Here is a 15602-nt window from a genome sequence, read left to right on the forward strand (position 1 = left end):
GGCGCGATGAGCACGGGGTCCGGATCTTTCGGTGAACCACCGGAGGCGCGAAACACCGCCGCTTCCGGCTATCAGGACGACGGCACGTTCGCCGACGTCCTCAACGGGTTCACCCTGGATTCCGGCCGTGCCCGCCGGAAGCGCAAGAAGAGCAAGGAGTCCCCGCCACCCCCGGCCGCCGGTGCGCACGCGGCCGCGGAACCGACGGCAACCACGCCGTCGGCCGACCAAGGAGATCGCGTGACCTCTTTAGTCTCTCCACCCGGCAGTACCGACGGGGACAGCCCCAGGCCGGGCGGCCTGTTCGACCCGGGGCCGCCCAGCGGCGAGTTCGTCATGCCCGCGGTGTTCGAACAGCCGCTCGCGCCGGAGGACCAGACGGCGATCGTCCGGCCCTACGCTTTGACCGGCGGCCGCACCCGGGCGAACTACGCCCTGGAGCTGGAGACACTGATCTCCGCGAAGGACTACGCTGCCACCGGTGGCTTCCCCGAGGTGGCCGCGGAGCAGATCGAGTGCATCTCGATCATGGAAGAGTGCCGGACCCCCCGTTCGGTCGCCGAGATCGTGTCGACCCTGCGGGTGCCCTTGGGCGTGGCCCGGGTGCTGATCAGCGACGCGGCCGACGCGGGGCTGGTCACGGTGCACAAGACGATAACGGGCAATGACGGCGCCGAGGCACATCTGGTGTTGATGGAAAGGGTTTTGAGTGGACTCCGTCGGCTTTAAGGCACCGCGGGACACCGCGCCCCCGACCATGACATCCGCCAAGATCGTGGTGGCTGGTGGTTTCGGTGCGGGGAAGACGACCTTCGTCGGGTCGGTGTCGGAGATCGTGCCGCTCACCACCGAGGCGATGATGACCGACGCGAGCGTCGGCGTCGACAACCTCGATCACACGCCGGGCAAGTCGACGACCACGGTGGCGATGGACTTCGGCCGGGTGTCGCTGGACGCGGACCTGATCCTGTACCTGTTCGGCACGCCCGGGCAGCAGCGGTTCTGGTTCATGTGGGACGACCTGGTCCGCGGCGCGATCGGCGCGGTCGTGCTGGCGGACACCCGCCGGCTGGCCGACTCGTTCGCCCCGATCGACTTCTTCGAGGACCGGGGCCTGCCGTACATCGTCGGCGTCAACACGTTCGACGGCGTGCTGGAGCACGACATCAACGACGTGCGCGAGGCCCTGTCGATCGACCCGAACATCCCGATCGTCCGCTGCGACGCCCGGGACCGCGAGTCGACGAAGCAGACGCTGATCACGCTGGTCGAGTACGCGATGCGCCAGTGGATCGCGCTGCGGGCGGCCAAGAACCGCTGACGCCTCGGCAGCGGGGTGGTGCTGCGGAGGCACCAGCCGCGCTTCGTGGCGTCCGGGTGCACCAGCCGGAGCGATCGCGCGCGGGGAAGCGCGGGATCGCCGGCCGGTACGCCCGGGGTCCTCAGTACTCGTCGTGGCGGCGCCACCACGAGCTCGGCGCGTCGCCGCCGCGGCTCTCCTCTTCCCACGCCTCCTGGCGCCCCAGCGGCGTGACGTCGAGGTACCGGTGGGAGGCCAGGAACATCTCGCCGCCGCGGCCGGAGGTGAAGTACGTCCGGTAGACGTCGTCGCCGTCGCGCAGGAACACGCTCACGCCGAACCCCGTCCCGACGCCGCAGTCTTCGGTGAACCCGCTGCCGTGCGCGGACACCCACGGCACGTCCCAGCCCATCCGCGCCTTGTACCGCTCGATCTCCGCGAGTGTCGCCGGCGCGACGACCTTGAGCGTGACGTCGCGGGCGTGCAGGTGCGCCAGGTGCGGCATGTTGTCGACGACCAGGGAGCAGCCGGGGCAGCCCGCTTCGTCGCCCGGGTGCAGCATGAAATGGTAGACGATCAGCTGGCGGCGGCCCTCGAACAGGTCGAGCAGGCTGACCGGCCCGTTCTCGCTTTCGAACCGGTACTTCGCGTCGAAGCGGACCATCGGCAGCCGCCGGCGCTCGGCGGCGAGGTGGTCGGCCGCCTTCATGTGCTCCTTCTCCTTGACCAGCAGCGCGTCGCGCGCGGCCTGCCATTCCTCCGGCGAGACGATCTCGGGCAGGGTGGCGGTCATCGGTCGTCCTTTCCTCGGATGAAGCCGGTCAGGTCGTCGAAGCTGGAGGTCCAGCCCTCGTGGTGGCCGTCGCGTTCGGCGGCGGCCGGGAAGCCGGTCTGGGTGAAGGTCATCTCGGTCTTGCCGTCGAGGTCGGCGAAGCCGATCGTCACGAGCGTCTCCTGGCCCTGGGCTTCCCAGGCGAAGGTGAACACGAGCCGGCCGGGCACGCCGACCTCGCGGTAGACGCCGTGCATCCAGTGCTCCTCGCCTTCGGGGGAGCGGATGCAGGCCCGCCAGCGGCCGCCGGGACGCGGGTCGAGGGTGACGGCGGAACAGGTGAAGCCGTGCGGCCCGAACCAGCTCGCCAGGTGGTCCGGGTCCGTCCACGCGGCGAAGACGAGTTCGCGGGGCGCGTCGAACACGCGCGTGATCTCCAGGTCAGGCATCGCCGGTCAGGCCCCTCAGGTGCTCCTCGAGGCGGTCGAACCCGCCGTCCCAGAACCGGCGGTAGGTCGCGACCCAGTCGGCGACGTCTTCCAGGGGTTTCGCCTCCAGCCGGCAGGGCCGCCACTGCCGGGTGCGGCCCCGGGTGATCAGCCCGGCCTGTTCCAGCACCTTCAGGTGCCGCGAAACGGCGGGCAGGCTCATCGTGAACGGCTCGGCGAGCTCGTTCACCGTCGCTTCGCCGGCCGACAGCCGGGCGAGGATGGCGCGCCGGGTCGGATCGGCGAGCGCCGAGAACGTCCGGCTCAATTCGTCAGTCGTCATTTCAGCACCTTGTTAATTAACGGATCTGTTAAACATAGCGCCGAGCTGGACGATGTCAAGTTCTCCTGGACGGCCGTGAGATCCGCGTCACGGGTTCTCGGGTTTCCAATAGTAGGAAGTCAAAGTATTTTGGAAGGATGAGCAGTGAGCTGTACCGCCCCGCGCACCCCGTCCGGTTCGTCACGGCGTCGAGCCTCTTCGACGGTCACGACGCGTCGATCAACATCATGCGGCGGATCCTGCAGTCGCAGGGCGCGGAGGTCGTGCACCTCGGCCACAACCGGTCGGTCGACGAGGTGGCCACCGCGGCCATCGCCGAGGACGTCCAGGGTGTCGCCATCTCCGCCTACCAGGGCGGGCACGTCGAGTACTTCTCCTACCTGGTCGAGCTGCTGCGCGAACGCGGCGCCGGCCACATCAAGGTCTTCGGCGGCGGGGGCGGGGTGATCGTGCGCGAGGAGATCGACCTGCTGCACTCGCGCGGCGTCGCCCGCATCTTCTCGCCCGAGGACGGCTACGAGATGGGCCTGCCGGGCATGATCAACCTGATGATCAAGGCCTGCGACGTCGACCTCGCGGCCGAGGCCCCGGCGCTGGACAAGGTGCTCTCCGGCGACGTCGCGGCGCTCTCGCGCGTCATCACGCAGCTGCAGGCGGAGCAGCTGCCCGGCGACCTGCTGAGCGGCATCACCGAGGCCGCGGGCAAGCGCGAGGTGCCGGTGCTCGGCATCACCGGCACGGGCGGCTCGGGCAAGTCGTCGCTCACCGACGAGCTGATCCGCCGTTTCCGCCTCGACCAGGAGGACAAGCTGCGGATCGCGGTGCTCGCCGTCGACCCGTCGCGGCGCAAGGGCGGCGGCGCGCTGCTCGGGGACCGCATCCGGATGAACTGCCTCGACGGCTCCCCGGTGTACTTCCGCTCGCTCGCGACGCGCACGACGTCCGGCGAGATCCCGGCCGGGCTGCGCGAGGCGATCCTGGCGTGCAAGGCCGCCGGGTACGACCTGGTGATCGTCGAGACGCCGGGCATCGGCCAGGGCGACGCCGGCATCGTCGACTTCGTGGACGACTCGCTGTACGTGATGACGCCGGAGTTCGGCGCCGCGTCGCAGCTGGAGAAGATCGACATGCTCGACTTCGCCGACGTCGTCGCGATCAACAAGTTCGAGCGCCGCGGCGCCGAGGACGCCCGCCGGGACGTCGCGCGCCAGCTGGTGCGCAACCGCGAGGCCTTCTCCGAAGGTCCCGAGGACATGCCGGTGTTCGGCACGAGCGCGGCGAAGTTCAACGACGACGGCGTCACCGCGCTCTACCAGCACCTGCGCGGGCTGCTCGCCGAGCGCGGGCTGACCGTCTCGGCCGGCACGCTGCCGCGGGTCGAGGGCAAGGTGTCGACCGACGCGTCGACGATCATCCCGGGCAACCGGTCCCGCTACCTGGCGGAGATCTCCGAGACCGTGCGCGGCTACCACGCGAAGACCGAGCAGCAGGTCGCCGCGGTCCGCAAGCGCGAGGCCCTGGCGCTGGCGCGCGCCGAGCTGTCCAAGGTGGACGCTTCCACCGACGCGCTGGACGGCCTGCTCGCCGCGGCCGAGTCCGATGTGGACGGCGAGTCGACCAAGCTCCTCGAGCGGTTCAAGGCGCTGTCGGAGGAGTACCGCCAGGACGAGCTGGTCGTCAAGATCCGCGACAAGGAGCTGCGCACGCAGCTGTGGCGCGACACGCTGTCCGGCAACCGGATCCCGCGCGTCGCCCTGCCGCGCTACGCCGAGTCCGGCGAGCTGCTGTCGTTCCTGCGCCGCGAGAACCTGCCGGGCTACTTCCCGTACACGGCCGGTGTTTTCCCGTTCAAGCGCGAGGGCGAGGACCCGGCGCGGATGTTCGCCGGCGAGGGCGACGCGTTCCGCACCAACCGCCGGTTCAAGCTGCTCTCGGCCGACTCCGAGGCGAAGCGGCTCTCGACCGCGTTCGACTCGGTGACGCTCTACGGCCACGACCCCGACACGCGTCCGGACATCTACGGCAAGGTCGGCACGTCGGGCGTGTCCATCGCCTCGCTCGAGGACATGAAGGTCCTCTACGACGGCTTCGACCTGACCGCGCCGAACACGTCGGTGTCGATGACGATCAACGGCCCGGCGCCGACGATCCTGGCCTTCTTCCTCAACACCGCGATCGACCAGAAGGTCGAGGAGTTCAAGGCCGAGCACGGCCGCGAGCCCTCCGCGGCCGAGGCCGCCGAGCTGCGCGAGTGGGCGCTGAAGAACGTGCGGGGCACGGTCCAGGCCGACATCCTCAAGGAGGACCAGGGCCAGAACACCTGCATCTTCTCCACCGAGTTCAGCCTCCGGATGATGGCCGACATCCAGGAGTGGTTCATCGAGCACGGCGTCCGCAACTTCTACTCGGTGTCCATCTCCGGCTACCACATCGCCGAGGCCGGGGCGAACCCGATCTCGCAGCTGGCCTTCACGCTGTCCAACGGGTTCACCTACGTCGAGTCGTACCTGGCCCGCGGCATGGACATCGACGACTTCGCGCCGAACCTGTCGTTCTTCTTCTCCAACGGCATGGACGCGGAGTACACGGTGCTCGGCCGGGTCGCGCGGCGGATCTGGGCCGTGGCCATGCGCGAGCGCTACGGCGCCAACGAGCGGTCGCAGAAGCTCAAGTACCACGTGCAGACGTCCGGGCGGTCGCTGCACGCGCAGGAGATGAGCTTCAACGACATCCGCACCACGCTGCAGGCGCTCTGCGCGTTGTACGACAACGCGAACTCCTTGCACACCAACGCGTTCGACGAGGCGATCACGACGCCGTCGGAGTCGTCGGTGCGCCGCGCGATGGCCATCCAGATGATCATCAACAAGGAGTGGGGCCTGTCGAAGAACGAGAACCCGCTGCAGGGTTCGTTCGTCATCGACGAGCTGACCGACCTCGTCGAGGAGGCCGTGCTGGCCGAGTTCGACCGGATCTCCGAGCGCGGCGGCGTGCTCGGCGCGATGGAGACCGGCTACCAGCGCGGCAAGATCCAGGACGAGTCGATCCTGTACGAGCGCAAGAAGCACGACGGCTCGCTGCCGATCGTCGGCGTCAACACGTTCCGGAACCCGCGCGCGGGCGAGGACGACGTCGAGGTCGAGCTCGCCCGCGCGACCGAGGACGAGAAGAAGTCCCAGCTGGACCGGCTGGCGGACTTCCAGCACCGCCACCACGAAGAGGCCCAGCAGGCGCTGAAGGCGCTGCGCGAGGCGGCCACCCGCGGCGGCAACCTCTTCGGGGTGCTGATGGATGCCGCGCGGGTGTGCTCGCTGGGTCAGATCACGGAGGCGTTCTTCGAGGTCGGGGGCCAGTACCGCCGCAACGTCTGACCCCCGCGGTCGTGAGTGGTTAGGGCGGTTAGAACCGCCCTAACCACTCACGACGGGGTCAGCGGCGGGTGGCTTTCAGCTGCCAGACCGGGACGAGGACCCGGCCGTCCGCGTCGGTGTCGAGCGCGCCCAAGCCGGCTGGGTCTTCGGCGAGGATCGCCCGGACGCTCGCCGCGAGCTCGTCCGGCGTCATCGACGTCGTGTAGACGGTCGGATCGAGGTGCTCGATCGTCCAGTCCTTCCCGACCGTCTCGCGCAGGTTCGCCTCGCTGATCAGGTACGGCGCCGGGAACGCGTCCGGCACCTCCGGCGAGAAGGCGAACAGGTGCAGCCGCGCGCCCGGCCGCGTCGCACGGGTCAGGGCCGCGAGGTACCGACGCCGTTCGTCTTCGGACAGGCAGTGGTAGAGCGCGCTGTCGAGGACCGTGTCGAAGCGGCCTTCGTAGCCTTCGAGCTTCGTCGCGTCGGCGACGGCGAAGGTGACGTCCCCGGTGCGGGCACGGGCCTGCTCGATCGCCGAGGGCGCGCCGTCCAGGCCGGTGACGGGCAGGCCGCGCGAAGCCAGGAACGCCGAGTTGTCGCCGAGGCCGCAGCCGATGTCGAGCACCTCGCCGGTGAACTCGCCGGCGTCGGCCAGCGCGACGACCGCGGGCTGCGGCGCGCCGATGTCCCACGGCATCTTCCGGCCCATCGGCGTCCCGCCCCGGTACAGCTCTTCGAAGTCGACGTCCTGAACGTCCATGACCACCCCCTTATTCAACGTATGATGAGATCACTCCATCCTGCACCGCCTGTCAACCTGGTGGTAGTGGTTGAGTATGAAATTCGGGATCTCGACGTTCGTGACCGACGAGGGCATCCGGCCGGACGTGCTGGGCGCGGCGCTGGAGGAACGCGGCTTCGACTCGCTGTTCCTGGCCGAGCACTCGCACATCCCCGTCAGCCGGGAGAGCCCGTACCCGGGCGGGGGTGACCTGCCGGAGAAGTACAAGCGCACGCTCGACCCGTTCGTGGCGCTCACCGCCGCGGCCACCGCGACGTCGGAGCTGCTGCTCGGTACCGGCATCGCGCTGCTGATCCAGCGCGACCTGATCCACACGGCCAAGGAGGTCGCGTCCCTCGACCTGGTGTCCGACGGGCGCGCGCTGTTCGGCGTCGGCGTCGGCTGGAACCGCGAGGAGATGCGCAACCACGGCACCGACCCGAAGACCCGCGGCGCGCTGATCGACGAGCAGCTGGCCGCGCTCAAGGAGATCTGGACGAAGGACGAGGCCGAGTTCCACGGCAAGCACGTCGACTTCGATCCGATCTACGCCTGGCCGAAGCCGGTGCGCAAGCCGCACCCGCCGATCTACATCGGCGGCGAGAGCGAAGCGGCGCTGAACCGCCTCGCCCGCTACGGCGACGGCTGGCTGCTGCGCGGTCACACGCACTTCGACGAGGCCAAGCGCGTCCGCGGCTGGCTCGCCGACCAGGGACGCGCGGACGTGGAGTTCGCCGTCTTCGGCGGCGACACGAAGGGCAAGGTGATCGACGGCTTCCGGGAGGCGGGCGTCGAGCGCTACACGTTCCTGCTGGAGACGCTGCCCGAGGCCGAGACGCTCAAGGCGCTGGACGAGCTGGCCGAGGTGGTCGCCGAGCACCGCTGACGGGCCACGGGCCCAGGTCCGGGAGGTCGCCGGCGAGCCCGGTGCCGGCGGCCCGCCCGGACAGCCAGGTCGCGAGGTCGCGCACGGACCCGGTGACCTCGCGGTCGCCGGAGCCCCACCGGCGGTCGCCGGCGCGGACCGCGACGCCGTCCGGCAGCCGGTCCCGGAGGAAGTCCACGGCGTGGCCGCAGAAGTCGTCGGGCCAGTCGGTGACCCCGATGCCGACATCGAGGTCGACGGCGTGGATCCAGACCTCCCGCCAGCGCGCGAAGACCGTGCTGGAGAGCTTGCCGTCGCGGTAGTCCACGGCTTGGTCCCAGTCCGTGACGCGGGCCCACGCGTCTTCCAGGCGGACGGAGTGCCGCAGCAGGTCCCGCCGGTGCTCCTCGGCGGTCCGGCCCGCGGTCGCCTCGATGATGCCGTCCCGGTCGTGCGCCTTCGGGTCGTAGAGCGGGACGAGCACCCCGCGCAGCGCGTTCTCGACCAGGTCGGCGAGCGCGCGCCCGGCGTCGGTGACGTGGGCCAGCACGTGCCCGCGGGTCCAGCCGGGCAGTGGCGACGGCTCGCGCACCTGCTCGTCGGTCAGCGGTTCGAGGGCGCGGTGCAGCCGGCTGTGGGCCTCGGCGACCGCCGCCGCCGGGATCACTTGTCCAGCAGCAGGTGCACCGACAGTTCGAGGCGGTTGGCGACGTCGGCCGCCGACGCGCGGCGGGTCACCCACGCCACCAGGTTGGCCATCCAGACGTCCGCGACGACGTGGAAGATGTCGCGGTCGGCCTCGGTCGGCTCGGAGATGCCCATCGCCTGGGCGAACATGTTCTCCATCAGCCGCCCGACCTGCTCGACCTCGGCGGCGGCGGAGGTGTCGGCGAACATGAACGCGCGGACCATCGCCTCGGTCAGGTGCGGGTCGCGCTGCATCAGGCGGGTGTTGCGGCCGAGCACGAACATCAGCCGCTCGGCCGGCGTCTCGCCGGGGATGGCCTGGCGCTCCAGCTTTTCCTGCGCGCGTTCGAACTCGCGCGCGAGACCCGAGACCAGCAGGTGGATCTTCGACGGGAAGTACCGGTACAGCGTGCCGAGCGCGACGTCGGCCTTCTCGGCGACGGCGCGCATCTGCACGGCGTCGTAGCCGCCTTTCGAGGCCAGCGCGAGGGTGGCGTCGATGATCCGGCGGCGGCGGTCGCGCTGGGCGGCCGAGCCGAGTTCGTCGGCTCCGATCGCGCTCAGGCCGTTCCCGCGTGCCTTCGCCGGCGCTTTGGCTTTGCCGGGCATCGGCATTCCCCCGTCCTTCGGAACTTGTTCCAGTTCACGACGTAGAGTACCTGTCCTGGCGAAACGTTCAACAATCGACCCACTGGCCGAAAAACTGTAACACGTTCTACACTCGCGAGTAGTGTCCCGTACCGCGAGGAGGGCCCATGCCGGTCGCGCTCACCGAGGAACAGGCCGCGCTGGCCGAGGCGATCCACGCCTGGTCCGCCGCGCACCACCCGCGAGAGGCGGTGCGCGCGGCGGAAACCGGCTCGGGCGCGGGGATTCCCGCCGGCTTCGCCGACTTGGGCCTGTTCGGCGTCGCCCTGCCCGAGGCGGTCGGCGGTGCCGACGGCAGTGTCGCCGATCTGGCCGCCGGGCTGGCCGCGGCGGCCGAAGAACTCGTTCCCGGTCCGGTGCTCGGCACGGCGTTGGCCGGCCTCCTGCTCGCGGAGATCCCTTCGGCGAAGGAGCTGCTCGCGGCGGTCGCCGAGGGGGAGGCCACGGTCGCGGTGCTGCTGGACCGGCTTGCCGACGGTGTCTCCGGGCCGGTGCCGGGTGTCACTCCCGAGTCCTGGCTGGTGGTGCCGGTCGACGGCGGACACGTGCTGCTCGCGCCGGGGACGCCCGGGGTGACCGTCGAGCCGCTGACGCCGTTCGACTTCTCGTGCCCGCTGGCGCGCGTCCGGCTTTCCGGGGTCGGGGCCGAGGTCCTGACCCTGCCACCGGTCGAGCCCGCGGCGGCGACGCTGGCCGCGGCCGAGGCGGCGGGGGTGGCGCGTCGCTGCCTGACCATCGCCGTCGAGTACGCCAAGGTCCGCGAGCAGTTCGGCAAGCCCATCGGCGGGTTCCAGGCGATCAAGCACCTGTGCGCGGAGATGCTGTGCCGCGCCGAAGCGGCCGAAGCGCTCGCCTGGGACGCGGCTTCCGGGCGGCACCCGCTGTCGGTGGCGAGTGCGGCCGCCGTCGCCCTCGACGCGGCCGTCGCCAACGCGAAGGACTGCGTCCAGGTGCTCGGCGGCATCGGGTTCACCTGGGAGCACGACGCGCACCTCTACCTGCGCCGGGCCGTGGCGTTGCGGCAGTGGCTCGGCGGCTCCGGGCCGTGGCGGCGTCAGGCGGCTTCGCTGGCTCTCTCCGGGACCGAGCGCACGCTGGGCGTCGACGTCGGGGACGACCCCGCCGTGCGCGACGAGGTGGCGCGGATCGCCGCGCTGCCCGTGTCTTCGCAACGGGTCGCTTTGGCCGACGCGGGGTTGCTGACGCCGCACTGGCCGGCGCCCTACGGCCGCGGCGCCGACGCCGCCGGGCAGCTGCGGATCGACGGCGCGGTGGCGGCGGCCGGCATCCGCCGTCCGGACCTGGTGATCGGCGCGTGGGCGGTGCCGACGATCCTCGAGCACGGCAGCGACGAGCAGCGCTCCCGGTTCGCGCGGCCGACGTTGCGCGGGGAAATCACGTGGTGCCAGCTGTTCAGCGAGCCGGGGGCGGGATCCGACCTGGCGGCGCTCCGGACGGCGGCGCGGCGCGTCGAGGGCGGCTGGCGGCTGACCGGGCAGAAGGTGTGGACGTCGCTCGCCCGCGAAGCCGACTGGGGGATCTGCCTGGCGCGCACCGACCCGGACGCGCCGAAGCACAAGGGGATCACGTATTTCCTGGTCGACATGCGCGCCGAGGGCATCACCACGCGGCCGCTGCGGGAGATCACCGGGGACGCCGTGTTCAACGAGGTGTTCCTCGACGACGTGTTCGTCCCGGACGCCGACGTCGTCGGGACGCCGGGAGGCGGCTGGCGGCTGGCGCGCACGACGCTGGCGAACGAGCGGGTGGCCCTCGGGGGCGGGTCCGCGGTGGGGGAGAGCGTGCAGTCGCTGGTGTCCACTGTGGACGCTTCGGCGCTGGACGACGTCGCCCGGGACCGGCTCGGCGGCCTGGTCGCCCTCGGGGTGGCGGGCTCGGTGCTGGACCTGCGGGCGGCGTTGAAACGGCTCGGCGGGCAGGACCCGGGCGCGGAGTCGAGCGTGCGGAAGCTGCTCGGGGTGCAGCACCGGCAGGACGTCGCGGAATTCGCCCTGGAGCTGGCGGGCGCGGGCGCGCTGGCCGCGGACGGCCCGGCGTCGGCGGTCCAGCACGAGTTCCTGCTGACGCGGTGCCTGTCCATCGCGGGCGGCACGACCCAGGTGCTGCGGTCGCTGACGGCGGAACGCCTCCTGGGCCTCCCGCGCGGCTGATGCCCCTCCCATCACGCGAATTCCGTCTCTGATCACGCGAGTCCCGGTTCCGATCACGCGAGTCGCGTCCCGGATCACGCGGATCGGAGGGCGCGAAAGGACCGTTCGCGCCGCCCGGGCCGAAACTGTCGGGGGCGTGTTCTAGCGTTGCCGTCGTGGAGTTCAGCGCAGACACCCGGGCCACCTACCTTCCCGCGGATCCCCCGCGGGACGGCGTGCTGGCCCTGTGGGGCGACGACGTGGCCGGCGGGACCACGATCGAGCTCGTGCTGCCCCGGGGCGCGAAGTTCGCGCGGACGAAGGTCGAGGCGGAGCTCGTCCCGCTCGAACGCGCGCTGCCCCGCCTGCTCGCGGTGGGGGAGGAGGCCAGCCCGGCCGTCGCGGCGTGGTCGGCGGCCGTCAACGCCGGGGTGAACCTCGTCGCGCGGGGCCGGCTGCGGCCCGCCGTCTCGCCGGCCGGGGCGGCGGCCTGGCGGATCGGCCCGCTGGACGCGGCCGACGAAGAGCTGCTGCGAGGCCTGGCCGGCGCCCTGCCGCCCGAGGCGTACGCGCTGCCGCTGACCGGGCTGAAACGCATCCGCCTGCACTCGCCGGACTCCCTGGTCCGCGCGCTCTGGGACGCGACGGCCGACCTGCTGGCGCGCAGCCCGGCGGCCCCGGTCGGGGCCGGCGACCCCGCGTTCGCGGCCCGCGAACCGGCCCTGCTCGGGCCGGACGGCGCGGCCTGGCTGGCCGAGCTGGAGGCGCGCGAACCCCGCGGCGTCCAGGTGCTGCTGCGGGTCGAGGGCCGGGACGACGACACGTTCGCCGGGGTCCTGGCGGTGCGCAGCATGGCCGAGCCGAGCCTGGTGGTGGAGGCGGCGACGCTCTGGGACGCGCCGGACGCGGTGCTGAGCCGGCTCGGCGACCAGGTGGAGACGCAGCTGCTGCTCGGCCTGCGGCGCGGCGCGCGGGCGTGGGCGCCGCTGGGCCGGGTGCTGGCGCAGGCCGCGCCCGCGGAGCTGCCGCTGACCGACGACGAGGTCGTCGACCTGCTGACCGACGGCAGCCGCGACCTCGGCGGCGCCGGCATCGAGGTGCTCTGGTCGAAGGGGCTGTTCGCCGGCGAGGTGAAGGCGAAGGCGAGCGCGACCCAGGCGCCGGCGAGCGTCACGGAGGCGGAGTTCGCGCTGAAGAGCCTCCTCGAGTTCCGCTGGCAGCTCAGCCTGGGCGGCGAGCAGCTGACCGAAGCGGAGGTCACCGCCCTCGCGGAGGCGAAGCGCCCGCTGGTCCGGCTGCGCGGGCAGTGGGTGCGGGTGGATCCGCAGCTGCTCGCGCGGGTCCGGGGCCGCACCCGCAAGCTCGACGCGGGCGAGGCCTTGGCCGCGGCGTTGACGGGTGAGCTGGAACTGGACGGCGAACGCGTCGAGTTCGCGGCGCCCCCGGTGCTGGGCGGGCTGGCCGAGCGGATCCGGGACCGGGCCGGCGAGGTGATGGCTCCGCCCCCAGGACTGCAGGCGACGTTGCGGCCGTACCAGCAGGCGGGGCTGGCGTGGCTGGCGACGATGACGGGCCTCGGGCTCGGCGCGTGCCTGGCCGACGACATGGGGCTGGGCAAGACGATCCAGCTGATCGCCCTCCACCTGCACCGGCGGGCGCTCGCTTCGCCGCCGGCGACGGCTGGTGGACCGGGCGCGCTCCGAGCCGGAGGTGCGCGACCGGCGGCTCCGGTCGCGGTGGAGCCCGCCGAGCCCCGGCCCGGCTCGACCGGTGGCCCCACCCTCGTCCTCTGCCCGACCTCCCTGCTCGGCAACTGGGAGCGCGAGTTCGCCCGCTTCGCCCCGGACATCCCGGTCCGCCGGTTCCACGGCGGCAGCCGCCACCTCGACGACCTCGCCCCCGACGAGGTCGTGCTCGCCACCTACGGCGTCCTCCGCCGCGACCGCGAGACACTGTCCGAAGTGGACTGGGGGCTCGTCGCCGCGGACGAGGCGCAGCACGTCAAGAATCCCCTGTCCGCCACGGCCAAGGAACTCCGCAAGGTGCCCGCCCGGGCCAAGGTCGCGCTCACCGGCACCCCGGTCGAAAACCGGCTGACCGAACTCTGGTCCATTGTGGACTGGACCACGCCCGGGCTGCTCGGCCCGCTCGACCGCTTCCGCCGCACCGTGGCGCGGCCGATCGAGCGCGACCGCGACAAGGCCGTCACCGAGCGGCTGGCCGCCACCGTCCGGCCGTTCCTGCTGCGGCGCCGCAAGTCCGACCCGGACATCGCCCCGGAGCTGCCGCCCAAGACCGAGACCGACCGGTTCGTCCCGCTCACCGCCGAGCAGACCACGCTCTACGAAGCCGTCGTCCGTGAGAACCTGGCCGAAATCCGCGAGACGCAGGGCATCAAGCGGCGCGGCCAGGTCCTGCAGCTGCTCACCGAGCTCAAGCAGATCTGCAACCACCCGGCCCAGTTCCTCAAAGAACCCCACGGCGCGCTCACCGGCCGGTCCGGCAAGCTCGCCGCGTTCGAGGAGCTGCTGGACGTCATCCTCGACGAGGGCGAAAGCGTGCTCGTCTTCAGCCAGTACGTCCAGCTCTGCCGGCTGCTCGAGCGACGCCTGGCGGAGCGCGGCCTGCCCACCGAGCTGCTCTCGGGCGAAAGCTCGCCCGCGAAACGCCAGGACATGGTCGACCGGTTCCAGGCCGGCGAGATCCCGGTGTTCCTGCTCTCGCTCAAGGCGGGCGGCGTCGGGCTCAACCTGACCCGGGCCACCCACGTGATCCACTACGACCGCTGGTGGAACCCGGCGGTCGAGGACCAGGCCACCGACCGCGCGTACCGCATCGGCCAGGACCGGCCGGTCCAGGTCCACCGGCTGATCGCCGAGGGCACGTTGGAGGAGCGGATCGCGCAGGTGCTCGAAAAGAAGCGCGGGCTGGCCGAGTCGATCGTCGGCGCGGGGGAGGACTGGATCACCGAACTGTCCGACGACGAGCTCGCCGACCTGGTCCGGCTCGGGAGCGGCTGATGCCCCCGAGGCGGACCTTCGGCCGGACGTGGTGGGGCCGCGCCTGGGTCGACGCGCTGGAGCAGCGCGCGAAGCTCGACCCGAACCGGCTGCCCCGCGGGCGGACGTACGCGCGCAAGGGCACGGTCAGCGAGCTGCACGTCGCCGCCGGCGACGTGCGAGCGCGGGTGCGCGGCAGCCGGCCGCAGCCGTACAAGGTGACCATCACCATGCGCACCTTCACCGACGGCGAGTGGGACACGCTGCTCGGCGTGGTCGGCACGCAGCTCGGGCACGCGGCCGCGCTGCTCGACGGCGAGTTGCCGGGCGCGCTCGCCGAGCAGGCCCGCGAGGCGGGCGCCGACCTGCTGCCCGGCCCGGGCGACCTGCGGCCGCGGTGCTCGTGCCCGGACTCCGCGAACCCGTGCAAGCACGTCGCCGCGGTCTACTACCTGGTCGCCGACGAGGTGGACCGCGACCCGTTCACGCTGTTCCTGCTGCGCGGGCGCCCGCGGGCGGACGTCCTGGCCGAGCTGCGCGCCCGCCGGACCCCGGCACGCGGCGAGAAGCCGAAGCTGCCGAAGCGCGTGGACGAGGGGCTGACACCGCGCGCGGCCTACGCCCGGCGGCCGGGGGCGATCCCGGCCCTGCCACCGCCACCGCGGGTGGCCGGCCCACCGGCGACCCTGGACCTCGACCCGCCGCCGGGCACGGGCTGGACGGCGGCCGCGCTGTCCGGGCTCGCGGCCGACGCCGCGTCCCTGGCGCGCGACCTGCTGACGGGCGGCGTGACGGCCACGGAGCTGACGTTCGAGGAGGACCTCGCCCGCCGCGCGGCGGCCCGGTCCGGCGCGGAGGCGGCCGCCCTGGCCACGGCGGCCGGCGTGCCGGAGCGCGACCTGACCCGCTGGGCGGAGGCCTGGCGCGAGGCCGGCCGCGGCGGCTTGGCGGCACTGCGGGAGACGTGGCAGCCGGGCCCGGGCCCCCTGGCCGAGGCGCAGGCAGTCCTGGCCGAGGCGGGGCTGCCGGGAACCCCGAAGGTCTGGCGCAACCGCCTGACCCAGGGGGAGTTGCAGCTGCGCTACGGCCGCGACGCCCGCTGGTACCGGTTCATCCGCGCGGGAACGGAGTGGCACTTGGACGGTCCGCCCTCGGCAAGCCCGGTGGACCTGGCCTACTGACCTCCGGCGAGCCTGGCCGGCCGGCGGGGCAGCCCGGCAGGGCTTGCCGGCGGGCAGGTTCGGCAGTTGAATCCGACCGCGGCGAGCGCGGCGGG

13 protein-coding genes are annotated in these 15602 nt (G+C 72.3%); 7 read left to right on the forward strand and 6 right to left on the reverse strand.

Translation table 11 applies throughout. The features are described from left to right. The first annotated feature begins 6 nt into the window (after positions 1-6). On the forward strand, positions 7-729 hold the full coding sequence (locus tag QRX60_RS26190) for a DUF742 domain-containing protein (protein WP_286003418.1): 723 nt from the start codon (positions 7-9) through the stop codon (positions 727-729). A 28-nt stretch (positions 730-757) separates the two neighbouring features. Next, positions 758-1321: a GTP-binding protein gene (locus tag QRX60_RS26195; protein ID WP_284741211.1), complete on the forward strand. Its 564-nt coding sequence runs from the start codon at positions 758-760 to the stop codon at positions 1319-1321. 121 nt (positions 1322-1442) lie between these two features. On the opposite strand, the gene QRX60_RS26200 is transcribed toward QRX60_RS26195, so the two are convergent. Genes QRX60_RS26200 through QRX60_RS26210 form a run of 3 tightly spaced genes read right to left on the reverse strand, consistent with a single transcriptional unit; the run spans position 1443 to position 2843 of the window. Then, positions 1443-2093, reverse strand: a complete 651-nt coding sequence (locus tag QRX60_RS26200; RefSeq protein WP_286003419.1) for a DUF899 domain-containing protein — start codon at positions 2091-2093, stop codon at positions 1443-1445. Then, complete coding sequence (locus tag QRX60_RS26205; protein WP_286003420.1) at positions 2090-2521, reverse strand: SRPBCC family protein; 432 nt, start codon at positions 2519-2521, stop codon at positions 2090-2092. Before QRX60_RS26205 ends, QRX60_RS26200 begins: the two co-directional genes overlap by 4 nt. Next, complete coding sequence (locus QRX60_RS26210; protein WP_286003421.1) at positions 2514-2843, reverse strand: ArsR/SmtB family transcription factor; 330 nt, start codon at positions 2841-2843, stop codon at positions 2514-2516. Before QRX60_RS26210 ends, QRX60_RS26205 begins: the two co-directional genes overlap by 8 nt. Before the next feature lie 137 nt (positions 2844-2980). On the opposite strand from QRX60_RS26210, the gene icmF reads away from it, so the two are divergent. Further along, on the forward strand, positions 2981-6214 hold the full coding sequence (gene icmF / locus QRX60_RS26215; protein WP_286003422.1) for a fused isobutyryl-CoA mutase/GTPase IcmF: 3234 nt from the start codon (positions 2981-2983) through the stop codon (positions 6212-6214). 58 nt (positions 6215-6272) lie between these two features. Here the strand turns inward: icmF and QRX60_RS26220 are convergent, their stop codons facing one another. Then, complete coding sequence (locus QRX60_RS26220) at positions 6273-6956, reverse strand: class I SAM-dependent methyltransferase (protein WP_286003423.1); 684 nt, start codon at positions 6954-6956, stop codon at positions 6273-6275. Positions 6957-7032: 76 nt separating this feature from the next. Between QRX60_RS26220 and QRX60_RS26225 the strand changes: the two genes are divergently transcribed. Beyond that, the gene (locus QRX60_RS26225) at positions 7033-7863 is read left to right on the forward strand and encodes an LLM class F420-dependent oxidoreductase (RefSeq protein WP_286003424.1); all 831 of its coding nucleotides are present in this window, start codon (positions 7033-7035) and stop codon (positions 7861-7863) included. Here QRX60_RS26225 and QRX60_RS26230 read toward each other — a convergent pair. Further along, entirely contained in the window at positions 7817-8509 is a 693-nt protein-coding gene (locus QRX60_RS26230) for a maleylpyruvate isomerase family mycothiol-dependent enzyme (protein ID WP_286003425.1), read from the reverse strand. The genes QRX60_RS26225 and QRX60_RS26230 overlap by 47 nt on opposite strands. After that, a complete protein-coding gene (gene kstR / locus QRX60_RS26235; protein ID WP_286003426.1) occupies positions 8506-9144 on the reverse strand; it encodes a cholesterol catabolism transcriptional regulator KstR in 639 nt (212 codons plus the stop codon). The genes QRX60_RS26230 and kstR overlap by 4 nt, the downstream gene beginning before the upstream one ends. A gap of 140 nt (positions 9145-9284) precedes the next feature. Here kstR and QRX60_RS26240 point away from each other — a divergent pair, with 140 nt between their 5' ends. The 3 genes from QRX60_RS26240 (at position 9285) to QRX60_RS26250 (ending at position 15507) form a co-directional block, all read left to right on the forward strand. Continuing rightward, positions 9285-11348 (forward strand): acyl-CoA dehydrogenase, encoded by a 2064-nt coding sequence (locus QRX60_RS26240; protein WP_286003427.1) that lies wholly within the window; start codon positions 9285-9287, stop codon positions 11346-11348. A gap of 155 nt (positions 11349-11503) precedes the next feature. Continuing rightward, positions 11504-14347 carry an SNF2-related protein gene (locus QRX60_RS26245; protein ID WP_286003428.1) on the forward strand — a complete coding sequence of 948 codons (2844 nt, stop codon included), beginning with the start codon at positions 11504-11506 and terminating at the stop codon, positions 14345-14347. Then, positions 14347-15507, forward strand: a complete 1161-nt coding sequence (locus QRX60_RS26250) for an SWIM zinc finger family protein (RefSeq protein ID WP_286003429.1) — start codon at positions 14347-14349, stop codon at positions 15505-15507. Before QRX60_RS26245 ends, QRX60_RS26250 begins: the two co-directional genes overlap by 1 nt. Positions 15508-15602: the final 95 nt, after the last annotated feature.

Origin of the sequence: Amycolatopsis mongoliensis, from assembly GCF_030285665.1 — a bacterium.
Taxonomy (GTDB): domain Bacteria; phylum Actinomycetota; class Actinomycetes; order Mycobacteriales; family Pseudonocardiaceae; genus Amycolatopsis; species Amycolatopsis mongoliensis.

Coding starts and splice junctions, on each gene's coding strand:
- QRX60_RS26190 (WP_286003418.1), top strand. CDS start 7: ATGAGCACGGGGTCCGGATCTTTCGGTGAACCACCGGAGGCGCGAAAC.
- QRX60_RS26195 (WP_284741211.1), top strand. CDS start 758: ATGACATCCGCCAAGATCGTGGTGGCTGGTGGTTTCGGTGCGGGGAAG.
- QRX60_RS26200 (WP_286003419.1), bottom strand. CDS start 2,093: ATGACCGCCACCCTGCCCGAGATCGTCTCGCCGGAGGAATGGCAGGCC.
- QRX60_RS26205 (WP_286003420.1), bottom strand. CDS start 2,521: ATGCCTGACCTGGAGATCACGCGCGTGTTCGACGCGCCCCGCGAACTC.
- QRX60_RS26210 (WP_286003421.1), bottom strand. CDS start 2,843: ATGACGACTGACGAATTGAGCCGGACGTTCTCGGCGCTCGCCGATCCG.
- icmF (WP_286003422.1), top strand. CDS start 2,981: ATGAGCAGTGAGCTGTACCGCCCCGCGCACCCCGTCCGGTTCGTCACG.
- QRX60_RS26220 (WP_286003423.1), bottom strand. CDS start 6,956: ATGGACGTTCAGGACGTCGACTTCGAAGAGCTGTACCGGGGCGGGACG.
- QRX60_RS26225 (WP_286003424.1), top strand. CDS start 7,033: ATGAAATTCGGGATCTCGACGTTCGTGACCGACGAGGGCATCCGGCCG.
- kstR (WP_286003426.1), bottom strand. CDS start 9,144: ATGCCGATGCCCGGCAAAGCCAAAGCGCCGGCGAAGGCACGCGGGAAC.
- QRX60_RS26240 (WP_286003427.1), top strand. CDS start 9,285: ATGCCGGTCGCGCTCACCGAGGAACAGGCCGCGCTGGCCGAGGCGATC.
- QRX60_RS26250 (WP_286003429.1), top strand. CDS start 14,347: ATGCCCCCGAGGCGGACCTTCGGCCGGACGTGGTGGGGCCGCGCCTGG.